The 19,535-nt window shown below is 68.7% G+C and carries 15 protein-coding genes and 1 pseudogene; 8 read left to right on the top strand and 8 right to left on the bottom strand.

The window, feature by feature from the left end; genetic code table 11:
- Positions 1–364: 364 nt before the first annotated feature.
- Complete coding sequence (tyrS, locus tag ACYVBS_RS04920) at positions 365–1,588, bottom strand: tyrosine--tRNA ligase (protein WP_460822160.1); 1,224 nt, start codon at positions 1,586–1,588, stop codon at positions 365–367.
- Positions 1,589–1,787: 199 nt separating this feature from the next.
- On the opposite strand from tyrS, the gene ACYVBS_RS04915 reads away from it, so the two are divergent.
- Together ACYVBS_RS04915 and ACYVBS_RS04910 are read left to right on the top strand one after the other, a co-directional pair.
- Entirely contained in the window at positions 1,788–3,242 is a 1,455-nt protein-coding gene (locus tag ACYVBS_RS04915) for a peptidoglycan DD-metalloendopeptidase family protein (RefSeq protein WP_460822159.1), read from the top strand.
- Positions 3,243–3,249: 7 nt separating this feature from the next.
- On the top strand, positions 3,250–4,416 hold the full coding sequence (locus ACYVBS_RS04910) for an anhydro-N-acetylmuramic acid kinase (RefSeq protein WP_460822157.1): 1,167 nt from the start codon (positions 3,250–3,252) through the stop codon (positions 4,414–4,416).
- On the opposite strand, the gene ACYVBS_RS04905 is transcribed toward ACYVBS_RS04910, so the two are convergent.
- Positions 4,404–4,667, bottom strand: a complete 264-nt coding sequence (locus ACYVBS_RS04905; RefSeq protein ID WP_460822156.1) for a hypothetical protein — start codon at positions 4,665–4,667, stop codon at positions 4,404–4,406. The genes ACYVBS_RS04910 and ACYVBS_RS04905 overlap by 13 nt on opposite strands.
- A 136-nt stretch (positions 4,668–4,803) precedes the next feature.
- Here ACYVBS_RS04905 and ACYVBS_RS04900 point away from each other — a divergent pair, with 136 nt between their 5' ends.
- Entirely contained in the window at positions 4,804–6,126 is a 1,323-nt protein-coding gene (locus ACYVBS_RS04900; protein WP_460822155.1) for an AmpG family muropeptide MFS transporter, read from the top strand.
- A gap of 69 nt (positions 6,127–6,195) precedes the next feature.
- Here the strand turns inward: ACYVBS_RS04900 and ACYVBS_RS04895 are convergent, their stop codons facing one another.
- Positions 6,196–6,996 (bottom strand): exodeoxyribonuclease III, encoded by an 801-nt coding sequence (locus ACYVBS_RS04895; protein WP_460822187.1) that lies wholly within the window; start codon positions 6,994–6,996, stop codon positions 6,196–6,198.
- A gap of 85 nt (positions 6,997–7,081) precedes the next feature.
- On the opposite strand from ACYVBS_RS04895, the gene pyrE reads away from it, so the two are divergent.
- Together pyrE and ACYVBS_RS04885 are read left to right on the top strand one after the other, a co-directional pair.
- Positions 7,082–7,753 (top strand): orotate phosphoribosyltransferase, encoded by a 672-nt coding sequence (pyrE, locus tag ACYVBS_RS04890; RefSeq protein ID WP_460822153.1) that lies wholly within the window; start codon positions 7,082–7,084, stop codon positions 7,751–7,753.
- Between the two features lie 105 nt (positions 7,754–7,858).
- Positions 7,859–8,512, top strand: coding sequence for a hypothetical protein (locus ACYVBS_RS04885; protein WP_460822152.1), 654 nt, complete (start codon positions 7,859–7,861; stop codon positions 8,510–8,512).
- A gap of 110 nt (positions 8,513–8,622) precedes the next feature.
- Here ACYVBS_RS04885 and ACYVBS_RS04880 read toward each other — a convergent pair whose 3' ends face one another.
- The 3 genes and pseudogenes from ACYVBS_RS04880 to coaBC form a co-directional block, all read right to left on the bottom strand.
- Positions 8,623–10,956: a phosphomannomutase/phosphoglucomutase gene (locus ACYVBS_RS04880; protein WP_460822151.1), complete on the bottom strand. Its 2,334-nt coding sequence runs from the start codon at positions 10,954–10,956 to the stop codon at positions 8,623–8,625.
- A 12-nt stretch (positions 10,957–10,968) separates the two neighbouring features.
- Complete coding sequence (dut, locus tag ACYVBS_RS04875; RefSeq protein WP_460822149.1) at positions 10,969–11,427, bottom strand: dUTP diphosphatase; 459 nt, start codon at positions 11,425–11,427, stop codon at positions 10,969–10,971.
- A 39-nt stretch (positions 11,428–11,466) separates the two neighbouring features.
- A pseudogene (gene coaBC / locus ACYVBS_RS04870) lies at positions 11,467–12,716 on the bottom strand (bifunctional phosphopantothenoylcysteine decarboxylase/phosphopantothenate--cysteine ligase CoaBC).
- A gap of 99 nt (positions 12,717–12,815) precedes the next feature.
- Between coaBC and radC the strand changes: the two are divergent.
- The 3 genes from radC (at position 12,816) to ACYVBS_RS04855 (ending at position 16,193) form a co-directional block, all read left to right on the top strand.
- Positions 12,816–13,490 carry a RadC family protein gene (gene radC, locus ACYVBS_RS04865; protein ID WP_460822147.1) on the top strand — a complete coding sequence of 225 codons (675 nt, stop codon included), beginning with the start codon at positions 12,816–12,818 and terminating at the stop codon, positions 13,488–13,490.
- 162 nt (positions 13,491–13,652) lie between these two features.
- Complete coding sequence (gene argS / locus ACYVBS_RS04860) at positions 13,653–15,341, top strand: arginine--tRNA ligase (protein ID WP_460822146.1); 1,689 nt, start codon at positions 13,653–13,655, stop codon at positions 15,339–15,341.
- Positions 15,342–16,193 carry an SPOR domain-containing protein gene (locus ACYVBS_RS04855; RefSeq protein ID WP_460822145.1) on the top strand — a complete coding sequence of 284 codons (852 nt, stop codon included), beginning with the start codon at positions 15,342–15,344 and terminating at the stop codon, positions 16,191–16,193. It abuts the gene before it with no gap.
- Between the two features lie 118 nt (positions 16,194–16,311).
- On the opposite strand, the gene ACYVBS_RS04850 is transcribed toward ACYVBS_RS04855, so the two are convergent.
- Together ACYVBS_RS04850 and speA are read right to left on the bottom strand one after the other, a co-directional pair.
- Positions 16,312–17,178, bottom strand: a complete 867-nt coding sequence (locus ACYVBS_RS04850; protein ID WP_460822143.1) for an NAD(P)-dependent oxidoreductase — start codon at positions 17,176–17,178, stop codon at positions 16,312–16,314.
- Positions 17,179–17,338: 160 nt separating this feature from the next.
- Positions 17,339–19,252 (bottom strand): arginine decarboxylase, encoded by a 1,914-nt coding sequence (gene speA / locus ACYVBS_RS04845; RefSeq protein WP_460822142.1) that lies wholly within the window; start codon positions 19,250–19,252, stop codon positions 17,339–17,341.
- Positions 19,253–19,535: the final 283 nt, after the last annotated feature.

Below are 19,535 nucleotides of genomic sequence, written 5' to 3'. Positions count from 1 at the left end.
TTTCGTCAACAGCCCAAATCGTGTTTTCTTGCTACCCCGTTCGGCGTTTCCGCCAACCGGGCCGCGCATCCTACAGCAGCTTCCGGATTCGTCAAGCGCTTCCGTCACCACCCTTTCCGCGCCCCGCTCGCTTCGTCGAAACGTCGTTAGCGGGGCGCGCATTGTGCACACGCACAATCCATTTGGGAAGGGGTATGACGGAAATATTTCTGCGAGATAGCCACGACTGTCGCTCTGGCTGGGCGCCGCGGCGCGCTTTCATGGTTTCGCCGATAGCAGAAAAACAAACGCCACCCGGAGGTGGCGTTCGCTTCTTGTCTTGCTCGTTCAGGCGCTAACGCCCTTTTTTGGTGGCTTTGGCGGGCTATGCCTGCACCAGGCGCACCCGGGCGAAGGTTCGCTTGCCGACAGCCAGCACGCCCTCGAAGCCCGGAGCAAACAGACGCTGCGCGTCCTCGATCACCTCGCCGTCAATGCGCACCGCACGCTCCTTGAGCTTGCGGTTGGCCTCGGAGTTGCTGGGAGTGAGACCGGCGGCCGTCAGCAACGCGGCGATGCGCAGGCCTTCGGCCGGCACGCCGACGTCGGTCAGGGGCAGCGAGGCGGTGTCGCCCTCACCGCGCACGGCGGCGTTCCAGCCGGCGACGGCAGTTTCGGCCGCGGCGGCGCCATGGAAACGGGCCGCCAACTCGCGCGCCAGGCGCAGCTTGAGATCCCGCGGGTTGAGTTGGCCCGCCTCGATGTCGCTCTTGAGGTTGGCGGCCTCGGCGAGGGTGATCTCGAAGCTGAGCAGGTCGATCCAGCGCCACATCAGTACATCGTCGATCTTCATGGTCTTGGTGACGATGTCGATCGCAGGCTCGTTGATGCCGATGTAGTTGCCCAACGACTTGGACATCTTGTTGACGCCGTCCAATCCTTCGAGCAGGGGCATGGTGAGCACGATCTGCGGCGGCTGGCCGTAGTGCTCCTGCAGCCCGCGGCCCATCAGAAGGTTGAACTTCTGGTCGGTGCCGCCCAACTCGACGTCGGCCTTGAGCGCAACCGAGTCGTAACCCTGCACCAGCGGATACAGGAATTCGTGGATGGCGATGGACTGCTGGGCGGCGTAGCGCTTGGCGAAGTCGTCGCGCTCGAGCATGCGCGCCACGGTGTGCTGGGCGGCGAGCTTGATCATGTCGGCGGCGGACATCTGGCCGAACCATTCGGAATTGAACCGCACCTCGGTACGCGACTTGTCGAGCACCTTGAACACCTGTTCGGCGTAGGTCTCGGCGTTGGCAAGCACGTCCTCGCGGGTCAGTGGCTTGCGGGTGACGTTCTTGCCGGTGGGGTCGCCGATCATCCCGGTGAAGTCGCCGATCAGGAAGATCACCTGATGGCCGAGGTCCTGGAACTGCCGCATCTTGTTGAGCAGCACGGTGTGGCCCAGGTGCAGGTCCGGGGCGGTGGGGTCAAAGCCAGCCTTGATCCGCAGTGGGCGGCCGCCCACCTTCATGGACGCACTGAGGCGGGCCTCCAGTTCGTCGCGCTTGAGGATTTCTTCGGCACCGCGGCCGATCAGGTCGAGGGATTCTTGGACGGACACTTGGACAGACACAGGCGGGGGTCTCGCAGCGGGCGTCGAAACTGAATATGACGGCGTTCAAAGGTAGCAGTTAATTCGCCGTTAAATGGGACAGGGGTCAAAAACTCCATTCAGCTCAAGGGTTTGACGCGCAGTCCTCGCGTGATTATGGTACGCGCGTTACGCGGATTTCACGCACCGCGTGTAGGGGGAGCACCCAATGACCGACAACACCGCCGGCAAGGAACGTCGCGAACGCCTGAAAGCCCTTCGCGAGGCCGCCTTGCACCGTCCGGTGCTGGCACGGCACATGGGGGAAGGTTTCAACGGCCGCTGGTCGCGCCGCCACTGGGCGCACGCGAGCCTGTTCGCCACCATCGGCATGCTGGTCGCGGCTATCGTGCCGGGTCTGGGCAAGCCGCTCGCCATCGAGCGCCCCCACCACACGCCGCGACACTCGATGGCGCTGGCCCTTCCGCCCCTGCCGATCGCCCGGTTGCGCGGCACGCAGGGCGACAGCTGGCAGGTCGTGCGCGTGGAGCGCGGCCAGACGCTGGGTGAACTGTTCCAGGAGCTGGGCGTTCCGGCCTCGGTGATGCACGCGATCCTGGACCAGCCCGGTGCCAAGGATGCCCTGCGCCGCCTGAAGCCAGGCACGGAGCTGGCGTTCGACTTGCCGGTCAACGGTACGTTGCGTGGATTCCGATTCGACCGCGATGCCACCCACCGGGTCGAGATGACCATCAAGGGCGACGCGATTACACAGAAGGTGATCGAGCGGCCCTCCCAGACCCGTACGGTGGTGATCAGCGGTGAGGTTGGGAAGTCGCTGTACCGTTCGGCACGCAAGCAAGGCCTGAGCGCAAAGGCGATCAACACCCTGACCGACGAGATCTTCAAGTACGACATCGACTTCAACGAGGACGTCGGCGCGAAGGATCGCTTCAGCGTGGTGGTCGAACAGACCTGGCGCGAAGGCGAGCTGGTGGCGACCAGCCCGGTGCTGGCCGCGACGTTCACCGCGGGGGGCAAGCTGCACAGCGGCTTCCGCTTCGAGCGCAATGGCAAGCCGGAATACTTCACCGCCGAAGGCCGGCCGCTGAAGAAGAGCTTCATCCGCATGCCGATTCCGTACGCCCGCCTGACGTCGGGCTTTGGCTCGCGCCGCCACCCGGTGCTGGGCCGCGTGCGCCAGCACAAGGGCGTCGATTACGCCGCCGGCACCGGCACGCCGATCATGGCGGCAGGCGATGCACGCGTGAAGTTCGTCGGCTGGAAGGGCGGCTATGGCCGCGTGGTGCAGCTGGACCACGGACGCGGCTACACCACCCTGTACGCCCACATGTCGCGCTTTGGGAAGTTCACTGCGGGTCAGCGTGTGCCACAGGGCGCGGTGATTGGCTACGTGGGAACCTCCGGCCTGTCGACTGGCCCCCACCTGCACTACGAATTCCAGATCAACGGCGTGCATCGCAACCCGCTCTCGGTGACGATGCCGCCGCCGGAGCCGCTGCGCGGCGCGGCACTGGCCGAGTTCCGCCAGTACACGCGCAATGCGCTGGCGCGCATCCAGGAAGTGGAGGACGTCATCTACGCCGATACGGCCCCGGTGAAACCGGACAAGGCCGTGGCGACCCAGGACACCGCGCGCAAGGGCGCCAAGTCGAAGGCCTGATCCTTACATGACCGTCCATGCCGGGCCCGTGCGCAACGCTGCCACGGGCCCTCGCTTTTTCATTGGCCTGATGTCCGGCACCAGTGCCGATGGCATTGATGCCGCCTTGGTCCGCTTTGACGACGGCGCCGCCGCGCCCCACGGGACCCTGGTGCTGGGCCGCACCCACCCTTGGACGCCCGAATTGCGCGACCGGCTGGTCGCCATCGGGCAAGGCGCTCGGATTAACTCTCTGGACGAGGTGGGCACCTTGGACGTGCGTATTGGCGACGCGTTTGCCAAGGCGGCCATCCAACTGCTCGCCGAAGCAGGCGTCGCCGCCGATGCGGTCACCGCCATCGGATCCCACGGCCAGACGTTACGGCACCGTCCGGCCGGGGCTGCTTTCGACGGATGCCACCCGTTCACGCTGCAATTGGGCGATGGCAACGTCATTGCAGAGCGCACCGGGATCACCACCGTCGCGGATTTCCGCCGCCGTGACGTGGCGGCCGGCGGGCAAGGCGCCCCCTTGGTCCCGGCGTTCCACGCCGCGCTTCTCCATGCGGTGGATGAAGACCGCGCGGTCCTCAACCTAGGCGGGATCGGCAACTTCACGCTGCTGCCCGCTTCGGGCACGGTCCGCGGCTTTGACACGGGGCCGGCGAACGCGCTCATGGATGCCTGGTGCCAGCGGCAATTCGGCATCCCCTTCGACCATGACGGGACGATTGCCGCAGGTGGCGTGGTGGACCGCGGCCTTCTGGACCGCCTGTTGGATGAGTCGTGGTTTTCCCTGCCGCCGCCAAAGAGCACCGGCCGGGAGCAGTTCCACTTGGACTGGGTCGACGCACAGCGGCGGGGTGGCGAGCGGGCCGAGGACGTACAGGCGACCCTGCTCGAACTCACTGCGGTGACGGTCTGCCAGGCACTGCGACGCGAACAGCCCACGACGCGTCGCGTGTTGGTGTGCGGCGGCGGCGTGCGCAATCCAAGCCTGATGGCGCGGATCGAGCAACTGCTGGGCGGCACGCCGGTACAGTCCACCGCCGCGTTCGGACTGGATCCGGACTACGTGGAGGCGATGGCGTTCGCATGGCTCGCCAGGCAAACGCTGGCCGGCGCTCCGGGCAACCTGCCGGCCGTCACCGGCGCGCGCGGGCCCCGGGTACTGGGCGCGATCTACCCGGCCTGACCGCCGCTGCCGCGACCAATCAGGGAAAAGCCCGGGTCGTCGGGAATGCCTTCCAACGCGGCGATCGCCGATTGCAGGATGTCGGCGTCGCGATCGTCGAGCCGGGCTTCGCCCCGCGGCTCCAACGCGAACAGTCCGTGTTCGATCAGGTGCTGGATCGTCGCCGGCTCGCTCCATCCGCGCATCTGCGCGACGCGGCGGATCCGTTCCAGCAGCATTGCGTCGAGTTGAATCTGCAGGGTTTCGCTCATCGCAAGGGTCCGGTTTCGCGCCTAACATAACCGGATTGAACGGGCGTCGCACGGGTGTCGATCACGGCTTGCGGGGGGCTTCGCGCCTGACATGCCGCACGTTATGGTGGCGGCTGTCTTGCCAGGCGCCGCACCGATGACTGCAACCGCACCGCCCACCCGCGCCACTTCCGGCCTGCTGGCTTCGGTCAGGCCCTATCTTGAGCGGGCGCCGATGGCAGCGTTGTTGCTGGGCATCTCATCGGGCTTTCCTTACGCGATGATCGGGGCAACGCTGACCACGCGCCTGGCCCAGGACGGCATCAGCAAGAAGAGCGTCACGGCGTTCTCACTGGCGTTCCTGGCGTACAACCTCAAGTTCCTGTGGGCACCGGCGGTGGATCGCGTGCACCTGCCCGTGCTGCATCGACTGGGCCAACGCCGCTCGTGGCTGGTGCTGGCGGCGGCCATGGTGGCCGCGTCAGTGGTGTTCCTGGGAGTGGTCGACCCGAACACGTCACTGCAGACGGTGGCGATCGCAGCGGTGCTGGTGGGCATTTCCGGCGCGACCTTCGACATCGTGATCGACGCGTACCGCATCGAGATCCTGGAGCCGCGCCAGCTGGGTGTGGGCTCCGGCATGTCGCAGTACGGCTGGCGCATCGGCTCGGTGAGCGCAGGCGCCTTGGCGCTGCTGGTCTCCGCGCGCGCGGGCTGGAGCATGGCCTACGTGCTTTGCGCGGCGTTCGTGGTGCCGGCCGTGGTGGCCGGGCTGTGGCTGGGCGAACCGCTGCGCCACCGCGAACCGTTGGCCAAGCGCGGCGTGAGCGCCATGCTGGCATCGGTGACGGGGCCGCTGGCGGAATTCTTCGCCCGCCGCGGGGCCTGGTTGGTGTTGCTGTTCGTGCTGCTGCACAAGATCGGTGACACGCTGGCCAATCTCACGCTGCGGTTGCTGCTCGACGATCTGGGCTTCAGCAACGACGAAATCGCGACCTACGACGTGGGCTTTGGGTTTTTCGCCTATCTGATCGGCATCTTCCTGGGCGGCGCGCTGTATTCACGGCTGGGCATGAAGCGGGCCGTCCTGCTCAGCCTGGTGTTGATGGCGGTGTCCAACTTGTCCTTCGCGTGGCTTGCGGCCAATGGCCATAGCAACGCGTTGCTGGCCTTCACCATCTGCTTTGAGAACGTGGCAAGCGGCATTGGCGGTGTGGCGGTCGTGGCCTATCTGTCGGCGCTGTGCAACCTGTCGTTCACGGCATCGCAGTTCGCGCTGTTGTCGGCGGCGGCGTCGGTGGTCGGACGCCTGGTCACAGGCACGACCGCCGGCGGCCTGATCGAGCAGATGGGCTACGTGGACTTCTACGTGATGACCACCGTGGTGGCGCTGCCGGGCGTGGCGCTATTCGCGTGGATGTCGCGACGCGGGTTGGTGGAAAGCGCGATTGCCGAGGCGGACGTGCGCGCGGCCGCCTGATCGCGGCCGCCAGCGGCAGAAAGGTGATGCGGGCCGTTCGCGCGGCAATCGGCTGATGCAGCGGGCCCGTCAGAGGTCGTAGTCGACCGTGAAGGGCGCGTGGTCGGAGAACCGGGGCTCGCGCAGGATCGAGCAGGCGCGCAGCCTGTCGCGCAGGCCGGGAGTCACGAACTGGTAGTCGATGCGCCAGCCGACGTCGTTGGCGCGCGCGGCGCCGCGGTTGCTCCACCAGGTGTAGTCCTGGCCCTCCGGGTGCAGCGCGCGGTAGGCATCGACCCAGCCGCGGCCCGCGGCCGGATCGGCCTGCTCGGCCGCATCCGCGCACAGGCCGTTGAGCCAGTCCCGTTCGGGCGGCAGGCAGCCGGAGTTCTTCTGGTTGCTGGACCAGTTCTTGATGTCGAGCCTGCTGCGCACGATGTTCCAGTCGCCGCACAGCACGTACTCGCGGCCGCTACGCAGCCAGCCATCGAGCACGGGCCTGAGCCACTCCATGACCTCGAACTTGAACCCCTGGCGCTCCTCGCCCGAGGAGCCGGACGGAATATAGAAGCTGACCACGCTGAGATTGCCGAAGCGCGCTTCGATGTAGCGTCCCTCGTCATCGAACGACGGGCGGCCCAGCGACGTGATCACTTCATCGGGTTCGCGCCGGGCGTAGATCGCGACGCCGCTGTAGCCCTTCTTGGTGATCGCGTCCTTGTAGAAGCAGTGGTGGCCGTCGGGGCGGAACTGCGGATCGGTCAATTGGGACTCCTGTGCCTTGGTTTCCTGCAGGCACAGCACGTCGGCCTCCTGCGCACGAAACCAGTCGAAGAATCCCTTGTTGGCCGCCGAGCGGATGCCGTTGGCATTGAAGCTGATGATCCGCACGCGCGAGACCCTGCCGATGAACGAGGTCGCAGGGTACCGGATGTCCCGGGTGGCGAAAACGGCCCGCGCGTCCGACACTATGCGCATGAGCGACCACCGTACCCGTTTCCTCGAACTGGCCCTGCGCGCCGATGCGCTGCGCTTTGGCGAATTCACCCTCAAGTCGGGCCGCCTGAGTCCCTACTTCTTCAACGCCGGCCTGTTCAACACCGGCGCCACCCTGGCCGAACTGGCCGGCTGCTACGCGGATGCCGTCGACGCCGCAGGGGTGGACTTCGACCTGTTGTTCGGCCCGGCCTACAAGGGCATTCCGCTGGCCACGGCGTTGGCCTGCGAGTACGCGCGACGCGGCCGCGACCTGCCGGTGGCGTTCAACCGGAAGGAAGCCAAGTCCCACGGCGAGGGCGGGACGCTGATCGGTGCACCGCTGGCCGGACGCCGGGTGCTGATCGTGGACGACGTGATCACGGCCGGCACGGCCATCCGTGAGGCGTTGGGCATCATTGCGTCGGCCGGCGGGCAGGTGGCCGGCATCGTGATTGCGCTGGACCGCCAGGAAGTGGCCGGCGGCGTGGAACTGGACCCGGCCCAGACCCGACGGTCCGCGGCACAGACCGTGGCCGCCGAACACGGCTTGCCGGTCGTGGCCGTGGCCACCTTGGGCGATCTGCTGGCGTTCACGGGCAGCACGGCGGCACTGGCTGACCAGCGCGAGCGGCTGTTGGCGTACCGCGAGGCGTACGGCAGCGTCGCGTAAGCGCGCAGCCTGCCGCATGGCCCCTGCATGTCGCGATTCTTGCTGGCAAGATGGCATGATCAAGGCCACCACGCTGGACAGTGGCGAAACGGCAGGGGGGCCGGAATGAAAACGATGAATACGGCGCTGGCCGCGGGTCTGTTGGTGATGTTCGCCAGCGCACCCGTGGTCGCGCAGCAGCAGGGCGGCAAGAAGCTCTACTGCTGGAACGAGAATGGTCGCAAGGTCTGCGGAGACGCGCTGCCCGCTAGCGCGGCCGATGCGGCCCGCACTGAAATCAGCGCCAAGAGCGGCCTGAAGACCGGCCAGGTGGCGCGTGCGCTGACCGAGACCGAGCGGGCCACGGCGGCGCAAGAGGCCGAAGCCGCCCGTGCCACGGCGCTGGCCGCGGAGGATCAGGAGCGTCGCGAACGCGCCATGGTGGAGTCCTATGCCACGGAGGAAGAGTTGCTGCGCGCCTTCGAACACCGGATTACCCTGCTGGACGAGACCGTGAAAGCCTCCACTCTGGGGGTGACCGGCCTTCGGCAGAGTCTGGTCAGCCTGTTGCAGCGCGCGGGCGAAGCGGAGCTGGCCGGCAAGCCGGTGCCGGCAACCCTGGCTACCTCGATCCAGACCCAGCACCAGCAGCTGGTGCGCCAGCAGGCCCTGCTGGTGCGTCAGCGCGAAGATCGTACGGCCATCGATGCCGAACTGGCGGCCGCGTTGAAGCGATACCGGGAACTGAAGGTGCCGGCCACGCCACCCACGGGCGGCTGAGGCGGACCCGGCCTACAGGCCACGCGGCGCCCGCGCGACGTCAGATGTAACAAGGGGCGCCCAGGCGCCCCTTGTTACGTCCAGATGGGCTGATCTACCAGCCGCGGGCGTCAGAACGGCAGCCCCAGGTCCGGCTGCAATGCGAGCAACTGCTCGCGGAACGCGTTCTGGATGCGCGCCATGGCGGCCTCGCTGTCCGCGTCGAATCGCATCACCAGCACGGGCGTGGTGTTGGACGCGCGCACCAGGCCCCAGCCGTCGGGCCAATCCACGCGCAGGCCGTCGATGGTCGACAGGCGGGCGCCTTCGAACTTCGCGCCGCTGACAAAGCGATCGACGAACGCATGCGGGTCGCCGCCCGGGGCTTCGACCTTGATCTCCGGCGTGGAAATGCCGTTGGGCAACGCGGACAGGGTCTCGCTGGGGCTCTGCGGCCTGGCGGCCAGGATCTCCAGCAGACGCGCCGCCGAATAAATGCCGTCATCGAAGCCGAACCAGCGCTCCTTGAAGAAGAAGTGCCCGCTCATCTCGCCCGCCAGTTCCGCCTCCGTCTCGCGCATCTTGGCTTTGATCAGCGAGTGGCCGGTCTTCCACATCAGCGGGCTGCCACCGTGGCGCAGCACGTGGCCCGGCAGGCGACCCGTGCACTTCACGTCGAAGATGATCTGTGCGCCCGGGTTGCGCTCCAGCACGTCGGCGGCAAACAGCATCAACAGGCGATCCGGGAAGATGTTTTCACCCTCACGCGTGACCACGCCCAAACGATCGCCATCGCCGTCGAACGCGATGCCCAGGTCGGCGCCCATTCGCGCCACGGTGGTGACGAGATCGGCGAGATTGTGTGGCTCGCTGGGGTCCGGGTGGTGGTTGGGGAAGGTGCCGTCCACCTCGCAGTACAGCGGGGTGACGTCCGCGCCAATCGCCTTCAGCACGCGCGGACCGAGGTCCCCGGCCACGCCGTTGCCGGCATCGACCACGACGTGCAGGGGACGCTCCAATTGCACGTCGGCGGCGACGCGCTGGACGTAGTCCTCGCTGATGTCGCGCACCTGCAGCATGCCGGGCGCGGGCGCCTCATTCAGGCGCCCCTCCGCGATTCGACGGTAAAGGTCGGTGATTCGCTCGCCCCACAGCGTCTCGCCACCGATCACGATCTTGAAACCGTTGTAGTCCGGCGGGTTGTGGCTACCCGTGACGGAGACACAGGAGCCGACGCGCAGTTCGTAGGCGCCGAAGTAGACCAGCGGCGTCGGGGCCATGCCGATGTCGGTGACATTGCAGCCCGCCTTGCGGAGCCCGGCAATGAGGCCCTCGGTCAACATCGGCCCCGACAGCCGGCCGTCGCGACCAACCACGATGTCGGTCAGCCCCTGCTCGTGCATGGCCGTGCCGATGGCCTGGCCGACCAAGGCTGCAACGTCGGCGTCCAGCGTCGACCCCACGATGCCGCGGATGTCATAGGCACGGAAGATGCCCGCGTCCACGCCGGGCGACGCGACGCCGGACGGCGCCTTCGCGTTGGCGACCGGCGCGGGCTCCGGCTTGGCCGCCGCAGCGTGCTGGGTGACATCGGCGAGGGTCAACTCCGCGGACTCCACGGGTTCCTCGCCCGCCGCCACGCGCCGCTTGAGCGTGGGCGCACGCCAGGCAAGGAGCGCCAGCAGCAGGAAACCACCGGCCACACCGAAACAGGCCAGCGCGCCCAAGCCAAGCGGTCCACCGGCCACGTCGGGGACGGCAGCGGCCACGCGCAGGTCGCTACCGGGCACCTTGGCAGCCAAGGCCTCGGCGCCCTGGTTCAACGCCACGTCGCCGCGCTCGATCACGCTGTGCCCGCCCTGGCGCAGGGCCAGGTAGCTGCCGTCATCGACCGCGGCCTGTTCCACCGCCCCCGCGACCCGGGCGGCGGGCAGCAACACGCTGGCCACGCCCACGGGCTTGCCGCCCAACGGCACGGGTGCGGCCACGGCAATCTGGTTCGACCCGCCTTCGCGCACGATGGCCACCACCGGCTTGCCCGCCGACAGTGCGGACTCCAGCGCGGCCAATCGGCCATAACCGCCGTTGCCCGGGGTCGCCAGCGCCGCGTACGCGGCACCCAAGTCGGTGGGCTGCACGCTGGCACCATTGGCCTCCGGCCACCCCTTGGCAAGTTCCGCCGATGCGGTGGCAAGGTCGCCAGCCGTGAGGGCGGCCAGGAAGGCCGGTTGGCCCACCTGCTCGGTCAGACGCTTGGTGTCTGTGGCAATCGCGGCGCGTACCTGCTGCACTGCCATGTCGCGTGCCTGTTGCAGCGCGTCGCGGCGCTGTCCCCCGCGGTGCTGTTCCCAGCCGCTCCAGCCGAACCACGCGGCCAGCAGCAACGAGCCCACGATCACCACGGGCAGCAGCGGCTTGAGTTGCGCCAGCGACAGCTGCGGGCGCTCGATCTTCATGTCCACCATGCGTTTCCCCTGTCAGCGCACGCCGGTGTGGCCGAAGCCACCTGCGCCGCGTGCGCTGGTTTCGAATTCCTCGACCACCTGCAGCGTCGCCCGTACGATCGGCAGTACGACGAGCTGGGCGATGCGATCCCCCGGTTGCATCGTAAAAGCCTCACGCCCGCGATTCCACACGCTGATCATCAGCGGTCCCTGGTAGTCGGCGTCGATCAGGCCGGTGCCATTGCCCAGCACGATGCCGTGTTTGTGGCCCAGCCCCGAGCGCGGCAGGATCACCGCGCACAGCGTCGGGTCGCCCACGTGGACGGCCAACCCCGACGGGACCAGCGCGGCGTCGCCCGGCTGCAATACCAGCGGGGCATCCAGCGCCGCGCGCAGGTCGAGCCCGGCGCTGGCGGGCGTGGCGTACTCGGGCAGGGCCCACTCGGTGCCAAAGCGCGCATCGAGAATCTTCAGTTCGAGGGTGTGGTGCATGCGGTCCTTAGCAGAGGGCCAGAAAGTGGTGGACGCGGCTCATGCGGTCGCCATCCGGGCGGCGACGAGATTCAGCAGTTCATCGGCCAGTTGTGCCTTGGGTGCGGGACCGAGCGCGGCCTCGTCGTCGGCGGAATAGACCATCAGTGCGTTGTCGTCGGCTTCGAACCCGCTGCCTTCCACGCCGACACGGTTCGCGGCGATCAGGTCGACTTTCTTGTTGACCAGCTTGCCGCGCGCGTAGTGCGCCACGTCATGGGTCTCGGCGGCGAAGCCTACCACCAGCCGCGGACGCTGCGGGTGCACCGCCACATCCGCCAGCACGTCGGCGGTGCGCACCAGCTCCAGCACCAGGGTGTCCTGGCCGGGCTGCTTCTTGATCTTGCCGGTGGCCATCTGGCGCGGGGTGTAGTCGGCGACGGCGGCGGCGCCGATGTAGACATCGGCTGGCAGCGCGCCCAGCACGGTGGCGTGCATCTGCGCCGCCGAGCGCACGTTGATCCGGGCCACGCCCGGGGGCGTTGGCAGGCTCACCGGGCCGGCCACCAGCACGACCTCGGCACCTCGGCGCGCGGCGGCCTCGGCGATGGCAAAGCCCATCTTGCCGCTGCTGCGGTTGCCGATGAAGCGCACCGGGTCGATGTCCTCGAAGGTGGGGCCGGCGCTCACCACGATGCGCAGGCCGGCCAGCGACGACGCCGCGCTCATGCGCGGCCCCGCAGTGGCGCGGCGGCGAGACTGGCGACGATGTCCAGGGGCTCCATCAACCGGCCTTCACCGGTCTCGCCGCAGGCCTGGCCGCCCGTGCCGGGACCCAGCAGCGTGGCGCCACGACTTTGCAGCGTCGCCATATTGGCCCGGGTGGCGGGGTGCGCCCACATGAGCCGGTTCATCGCCGGCGCCACGAAAAGCGCCGCGTCGCTGGCCAGGCACAGGGTGCTCACCAGGTCATCGGCAAAGCCGTGGGCCAGCTTGGCCAGCGTGTTGGCGGTCGCCGGTGCGACCACAATGCGGTCGGCCCAGCGCGCCAGTTCGATGTGGCCCATGGCGGCTTCGGCGGCCTCGTCCCACAAGGAGGTGCGCACCGGCTGCCCGGAGAGCGCCTGGAACGTCGCCGCGCCGACGAAACGCTGCGCGTTGTCGGTCATGGCCACCCGCACCTCGGCGCCGGCGTCGCGCAAACGGCGCACCAGCTCGGCGGCCTTGTACGCGGCGATGCCGCCGCAGACGCACAGCAGCACGCGCTGGCCCTGCAGGGCCCCGGACGGAGCGGGTGTGTCATCGGCCATGGAGGGGGCATTTTCCTACCGCGAAAGCAGCATTTAGCTTACCTGATGCCGCGCTGGCGCCCGACGGCGCCCGCAGCTCGTGGGCGGAATGCTGTGGGCATGCACATCCGAGACTGGCCGGCGACCGAGCGTCCCCGTGAAAAACTGCTGTCCCGTGGCGCCGGCGCTCTGTCGGACGCCGAGCTGCTGGCGATCTTCCTGGGTTCCGGCCTGCCGGGGCGCGATGCAGTGGGCACCGCACGCGACCTGCTGGCCACGCACGGGCCGCTGCGAGTGCTGCTGGAGCGCTCGCCCAATGCGTTGGCCAAGCTGCCCGGACTCGGGCCCGCGCGCGCCTGCGCGCTGGCCGCGGCGCTGGAACTGGGCCATCGCCAACTGTCAGCGGAGCTCGAACGCGGCGAGGCCATGACCGACCCGCAGGCCGCGGGGCGCTACTTCGCCCAACGCCTGCGGGGCCAGCCACACGAGGTGTTCGCGGCATTGTTCCTCGACACCCGCCACCGCGCGCTGGGCTTCGAGGAACTGTTCCACGGCACGCTGGACGGCGCGGAAGTGCACCCGCGGGTGGTGGTGCAGCGCGCGCTGGCACTCAACGCGGCAGCGGTGATCGTGGGCCACAACCACCCCAGCGGCAATCGCGAGCCCTCGGCTGCGGACCGAGCGGTTACCGCGCGGCTGAAACAGGCGTTGGCGCTGGTCGACCTGCGTCTGCTGGACCACTTTGTCATCGCCGACGGGCCCCCCGTGTCGCTGGCCGCGCGGGGTTGGGTCTGAACGAAACCGGGATGCGAACGAGAGGCATGGCCGGACCCAACTTACACGCGGCGCTGCCATGCGGGCCAACGGATGGGCTGAACATCGACGCCGGGGCCGGTAACGATGGGCCACAACCCGGTTAAAATGCCCGGTTCCCGCTGCAACTCCCCGGATTACGACGTGAAAGCCACCCTCCGCGACCAGGTGGCGCAGGCCATCGATGCGCTGCGCGCCGCCGGCACCCTGCCGGCCGACCTCGACACGCCCGACTTCGTGATCGAGCGCCCCAAGTCGCGCGCGCAGGGTGACTTCTCCACCAATGCCGCGATGCTGCTGGCGAAGCCCGCCAAGTCCAACCCGCGCGCCATCGCGCAGGCGCTGGTGGACGCGCTGCCGGCCAGCGATGACATCGCCAAGGTGGAGATCGCCGGCCCGGGTTTCATCAACTTCCACGTGGCCGAAAGCGCCTGGCGCCGGCAGATCGGCCAGGTGCTGGCGCAGGGCGAAGGCTACGGCCGCAACACCAGCGGCGAAGGCCGCGTCGCGGGCGTGGAATACGTGTCGGCCAACCCGACTGGTCCGCTGCACGTGGGCCACGGCCGCGCCGCGGTGATCGGTGACTGCATCGGCCGCGTGCTGGCCGCCAACGGCTGGAACCTGAAGCGCGAGTTCTACTACAACGACGCCGGCGCGCAGATCAACAACCTGGCCATCTCGGTGCAGGCGCGCGCGCAGGGCCGCGGCCCCGACGACGCGGGCTGGCCGGAGGACGGCTACCGCGGCGACTACATCGTCGACGTGGCCAACGCCTACCTGCGCGGCGACAGCGTCGAGATCGAGGGCCACGTGGTCACCGGCGCCAAGGATCCCGACGACCTGGACGCCATCCGCGCCTTCGCCGTGGCGTACCTGCGGCGCGAGCAGAACGCGGACCTGGCGGCCTACGGCGTGGGCTTCGACGTGTATTTCCTCGAGTCGTCGCTGTACACCGACGGCAAGGTCGAGGAGACCGTGCGCGAGCTCATTGCCCACGGCCATACCTACGAGGAAGGCGGCGCGCTATGGCTGCGCAGCACCGACTTCGGTGACGACAAGGACCGCGTGATGCGCAAGTCCGACGGCACCTACACCTACTTCGTGCCCGACGTGGCCTACCACCTGAGCAAGTGGCAGCGCGGCTACGTGCGCGCGATCACCGAACTGGGCGCCGACCACCACGGCTCGCTGGCGCGCGTGCGCGCGGGCCTGCAGGCGCTGGACTGCGGCATTCCGCAGGGCTGGCCGGAATACGTGCTGCATCAGATGGTCACGGTGATGCGCGGCGGCGAGGAAGTGAAGCTGTCCAAGCGCGCCGGCAGCTACGTGACGTTGCGCGACCTGATCGACGAGGTCGGCCGCGACGCCACGCGCTGGTTCCTGATCGCGCGCAAGCCCGACTCGCAGCTGACCTTCGACATCGACCTGGCGCGCAGCCAGTCGTTGGACAATCCCGTGTACTACGTGCAGGTCTCGCACGCGCGCATGTGCGGGCTGGAGCGCAAGCTGCGCGAGCAAGGCCTCGCCTTCGACGCGTCCAACGGCCTGGCGCAGCCGCTGGACGTGGAGGATGCCGCCGCGCACGAGCTGGTGCAGACCCTGCTGCGCTACCCCGACGTGGTCGCCACCGCCGGCCGCGACCTGGAGCCGCACCAGATCGCCGCCTACCTGCTGGAACTCGCACAGACGTTCCAGACGTATTACAACGATCACCAGTTCCTGGTCGACGACGCCAACGTGCGCGATGCGCGCCTGGTGTTGGCGATGGCCACGCGCCAGGTGTTGGCCAACGGGTTGGGATTGCTGGGCGTGAACGCCCCCGAGGTGATGTGAATGGCGGCACGACGCGGCAAGACCCAGGCGCGACGCAACGGCGGCAACAGCGGTGGCCTGCCCGGCTGGGCCTGGCTCGTGCTGGGCGTGGTGATCACCATCATCGTGGTGATGGTGGCGCCGAAGCTGCTCAAGGGCGAGGGTGACGGGTTCCTGCGTCCGCATGCCAACCCGGACGCGCAGCCGACCCCGGTGGCAACGGACAACGACGAGCTGCTGCCGGCCGATGAGGCCGCCGCACCGGCGAAGCCCGCCACGGCCGATGCCAAGCCGGCGGGTGGCGAAGCCAAGGACCCGGAATACGACTTCTACACCCTGCTGCCGGGCAAGGAAGTGCCGATGACCGACGCCGAGCTGGCGGCCACCGAGCGCGCCGAGGCGGAGCGTCAGGCGCGGCAGCGTCCACAGGAAGCAACGGCCGTGGAGCAGGCGGCGACCGGTTCCAGCGCGGCAGGCGCGACGGGATCGGCGACAGCGGCGGCGACGCCGGCCACCACCAACCGCACCGAACCGCTGCCCAAGCCGGTCAGCGAGGACGGTGCGGCCGCACGTGCGCCCACCGCGGCCAAGCCCGCCGACACCGCAACGACCGCCGCGAGCCAGCCCGCCCCCAGCGACGACACCCGCTACCTGTTGCAGGCCGGCGCGTTCCAGGCGTCGGGCCAAGCGGAAGAGCTGAAGGCGAAGATCGCGATGCTCGGCTTGGGCGCGCGGGTAGAGTCGGCCCAGATCAAGGGCCAGACCGTCTACCGCGTGCGTATGGGGCCGTATGGCACCGCCGGTGACCTGGCCGAGGCCAAGCGCAAGCTGTCGGCCGGTGGCCTGACCGCGATGGCGATCAAGGTGGAATAAGCGTTGCGGGGGCGGAGCGGAATATCCCGTTCACCTCGCTCCCCGATCCTCGCTCGGTGGAACGCGATATTCCGCTCGACCTGAGATCAGAAAGCCCCCTGCCCCGCCCTCCGCCCGCTCAGTCTTGAGCGGGCTTCTCGCGCTTAAGCGTGATTAGCGCCGAGGTATCCGCCTCGCCCTGCCCGCGCTCCACCAGCTCGGCGTAATCCGCGGCTGCCTGATCGATCGCGGTGGTGCGGATGCCGGCGCTCGCCGCGATGCCCTGCACGATGCGCAGATCCTTGAGCATGTGCACGCACTTGAAGCCAGGCGTGAACTCGTCGCGCATCATGGTGGCGCCGCGCTTTTCCAGGAACCAGCTGTTGGCCGCGCCGGCCATCAGCGTCGGCAGCAGCTTGTCCGGATCCAAGCCCAGCTTCTCGCCGAGGGCCAAGCCTTCGCACACGGCCTCGTTGATACCGGCCACCAGCACCTGGTTGATCGCCTTGGTGGCCTGGCCCGCGCCAATCCCGCCCATGTGGGTGATGCGTGCGGCGTACGCCTCGATCGCGGGGCGCGCCTTCTCCAGCGCCGACTCATCCGCGCCGAGCATCACCGACAGCTTGCCGTTGCGCGCGCCTTCCACGCCACCGGACACCGGCGCGTCGATGAAGGCGATGTCGTGCGCGGCGAGCATGGCGGCGGCACGGCGCGCGGTCTCCACCGACACGGTGGAGTGGTCGACGACCACGGTACCGGCGCGAAGCACGTTGGCCAGGCCTTCCACGTTGGTGAGCACGTCATGGTCCAGCGACACGCACAAAGCGACCACGTCGCAATCGGCGAAGTTGTCGGTGGAACGCGCCGCGCGCACGCCCAGCTCGGCGGCCAGTTCGTCGGCCTTGGACTGGGTGCGGTTGCCGACCGCAGTCAGCAGGCCCTTCGCGTGCAGGTGGCGGGCCATCGGCGCGCCCATCGCGCCCAGGCCAATGAATCCAACTCTCATGGTGTTGCCTCCGGTGGGAAACGAAGCGGTCGCCTGCAGTGGCGCCCTCCTCGGTGCACCGCCTGCGCTGGGCGTGGCGGTGCTTCAAGCGGTCGACGCCCAAGGGGCGCCTGGTGGGGTGGCGCCCGGCGGCGCCAAGGGTGAACTTCGGACGGCGCGCTCAGGCCAGCGGCGCGTCGTCCAGGTAGGTGTAGCCGGTCAGCCCGGTTTCCAGCGCGGCGTTGAGGCGCTCGGCCTCGTCGCTCGGCAGGTGCGCGGCGGCCACCCGGGCGCGGTAGGCCGCGCGCAGGTCGTCCAGCTTGTAGCCCACGTAGTCGAGCATCACGTCGGTGGCGTCGCCGCGGCGCTGCTGCACCAGCTTCACCGCATCGCCATCGACGCGCACTTCCACCGCGTCGGTGTCGCCGAACAGGTTGTGGATGTCGCCCAGGATCTCCTGGTACGCACCCACCATGAAGAAGCCGAGGCGGTAACTCTCGCCATGCCGGAGTGCATGCACCGGCATTGAGGTGTTGAGCGTCTCGTTCTCCACGTAGGTGTCGATTCGGCCGTCGGAGTCGCAGGTCAGGTCGGCAATGACACCGCGGCGGGTCGGCGCCTCGTCCAGGCGCTCGATCGGCGCGATCGGGAACACCTGCTGGATCGCCCAGACGTCGGGCATCGACTCGAACACGCTGAAGTTGACGAACAACTTGTCGACCAGGCGCTGGTTGAGCTCATCGAGCACCGCCTGGTGGCTCTTCTCGCCCGGGTGCAGGCGCTCGCGCACACCGTTGGCGATGGCGTAGAACAGGTCGTCGATGCGCGCGCGGTGCACGAGGTCGATCTGACCCAGCGCGTAGAGCGACAGGCCCTCGCCGTGGTGGTGCACGGCCTCGTGGAACAACTCCACCGCCGGGCGCGCACCCAGTTCGGCATGGATCTCGCGCAGGTGGCGGATCACGGCCGGCTCGTCGTCATGCGCCTCGGGCACGCGGCCTTCGGGCGCCTTCTCCACTTCCGAGACATTGGCGACCAGCACGGCGTGGTGCGCGGTCATCGCGCGGCCGCACTCGGTGACGAGGCGCGGCGGGGTCAGGCCGTACTCCTCGCAGGCCTCGGCCAGCGGCTGCACGATGGTGCTGGCGTACTGGGCGACGCCGTAGTTGATCGAGCAGTAGCTGCGCGAGCGGGTGCCTTCGTAGTCCACGCCCAGGCCGCCGCCGACGTCCATGAACTGCACTTTGGCGCCCAGCACCGAGAGCTCGACGAAGTAGCGCACGGCCTCGCGCATGCCGTTGGCGATGTCGCGCACGTTGGAGATCTGGCTGCCCATGTGGAAGTGCAGCAGGCCGAGGCAATCGCCCATGCCGGCGTCGCGCAGCTGCTTCCACAGGTCGAGCACCTGGCGCGGGGACAGGCCGAACTTGGCCTTGTCGCCGCCGCTGTTCTGCCACTTGCCGGCACCCAGGCTGGCCAGGCGCATGCGCACGCCCAGGCCGGGCTTCACACCCAGCGCCGCGGCCTCTTCCAGCACGAGCGCCAGCTCGGACGGCTTCTCCACCACGATCCAGGTGTTGAGGCCGAGCTTGCGCCCGATCAGCGCCAGGCGGATGTACTCGCGGTCCTTGTAGCCATTGCACACGATCAGCCCGCCCGGCTGGCTCAGCGCCAGCACCGCCATCAGCTCGGGCTTGCTACCGGCTTCCAGGCCGAAGCCGGTGTTGGCCGGGGCGTCGGCGGCATTGGCCCCGATCTGCGCCAGCGTGCCGGCCACGCCCTGGTGCTGGTTCACCTTGATCGGGTACACGGCGGTGTAGCCGCCCGGGTAATTCCACTCGGCCATGGCTCCGGCGAAGGCGCCCTGCAGCTTGCGCAGGCGCGCGCCCAGGATGTCCGGGAAACGCACCAGCAGCGGCAGCTTGGCACCGTTGGCGCGCGCCTGGTCGACGATCTCGGGCAGCGCGACGGCGGGGCCGGCCTCGCCACGCGGGCGCACCGTGATCCGACCGGCCGCGTCCACGTCATAAAAGCCCTCGCTCCAGTACGGAATCGAGTAGGTCTGGCGGGCCTGATCAATCGACCAGTCGGACATCGGCGTGGCACCAAGGGGTGTGGGGACGCGCATTCTACCCCCCGGGGGCCCGGGGGGTCTGTGAGGCCATGGTCGTGCCGGTTGGGGCGATGCCGTCGACCTCCCCGCGCGGCGTATCGCCGCGTCCATCGGCCGGAGTCTGGCAGACAGCTCCCAGTCGGACGTTGCCGGGGCTTCATCGCGGCGCCGGCATGCGTCCGCTACAATCCGCGGCCTCGCACGGCCCGTCCGCAAGGCGCCCCGTGACCCCTGCGTCTTTGACGCCCCACCCGGCCCGGCCGCA

The sequence above is a fragment of the Lysobacter olei genome (assembly GCF_054777355.1).
Note: the sequence above shows the minus strand (reverse complement) of the source record. Positions and strands in the feature narration are given on the sequence as shown.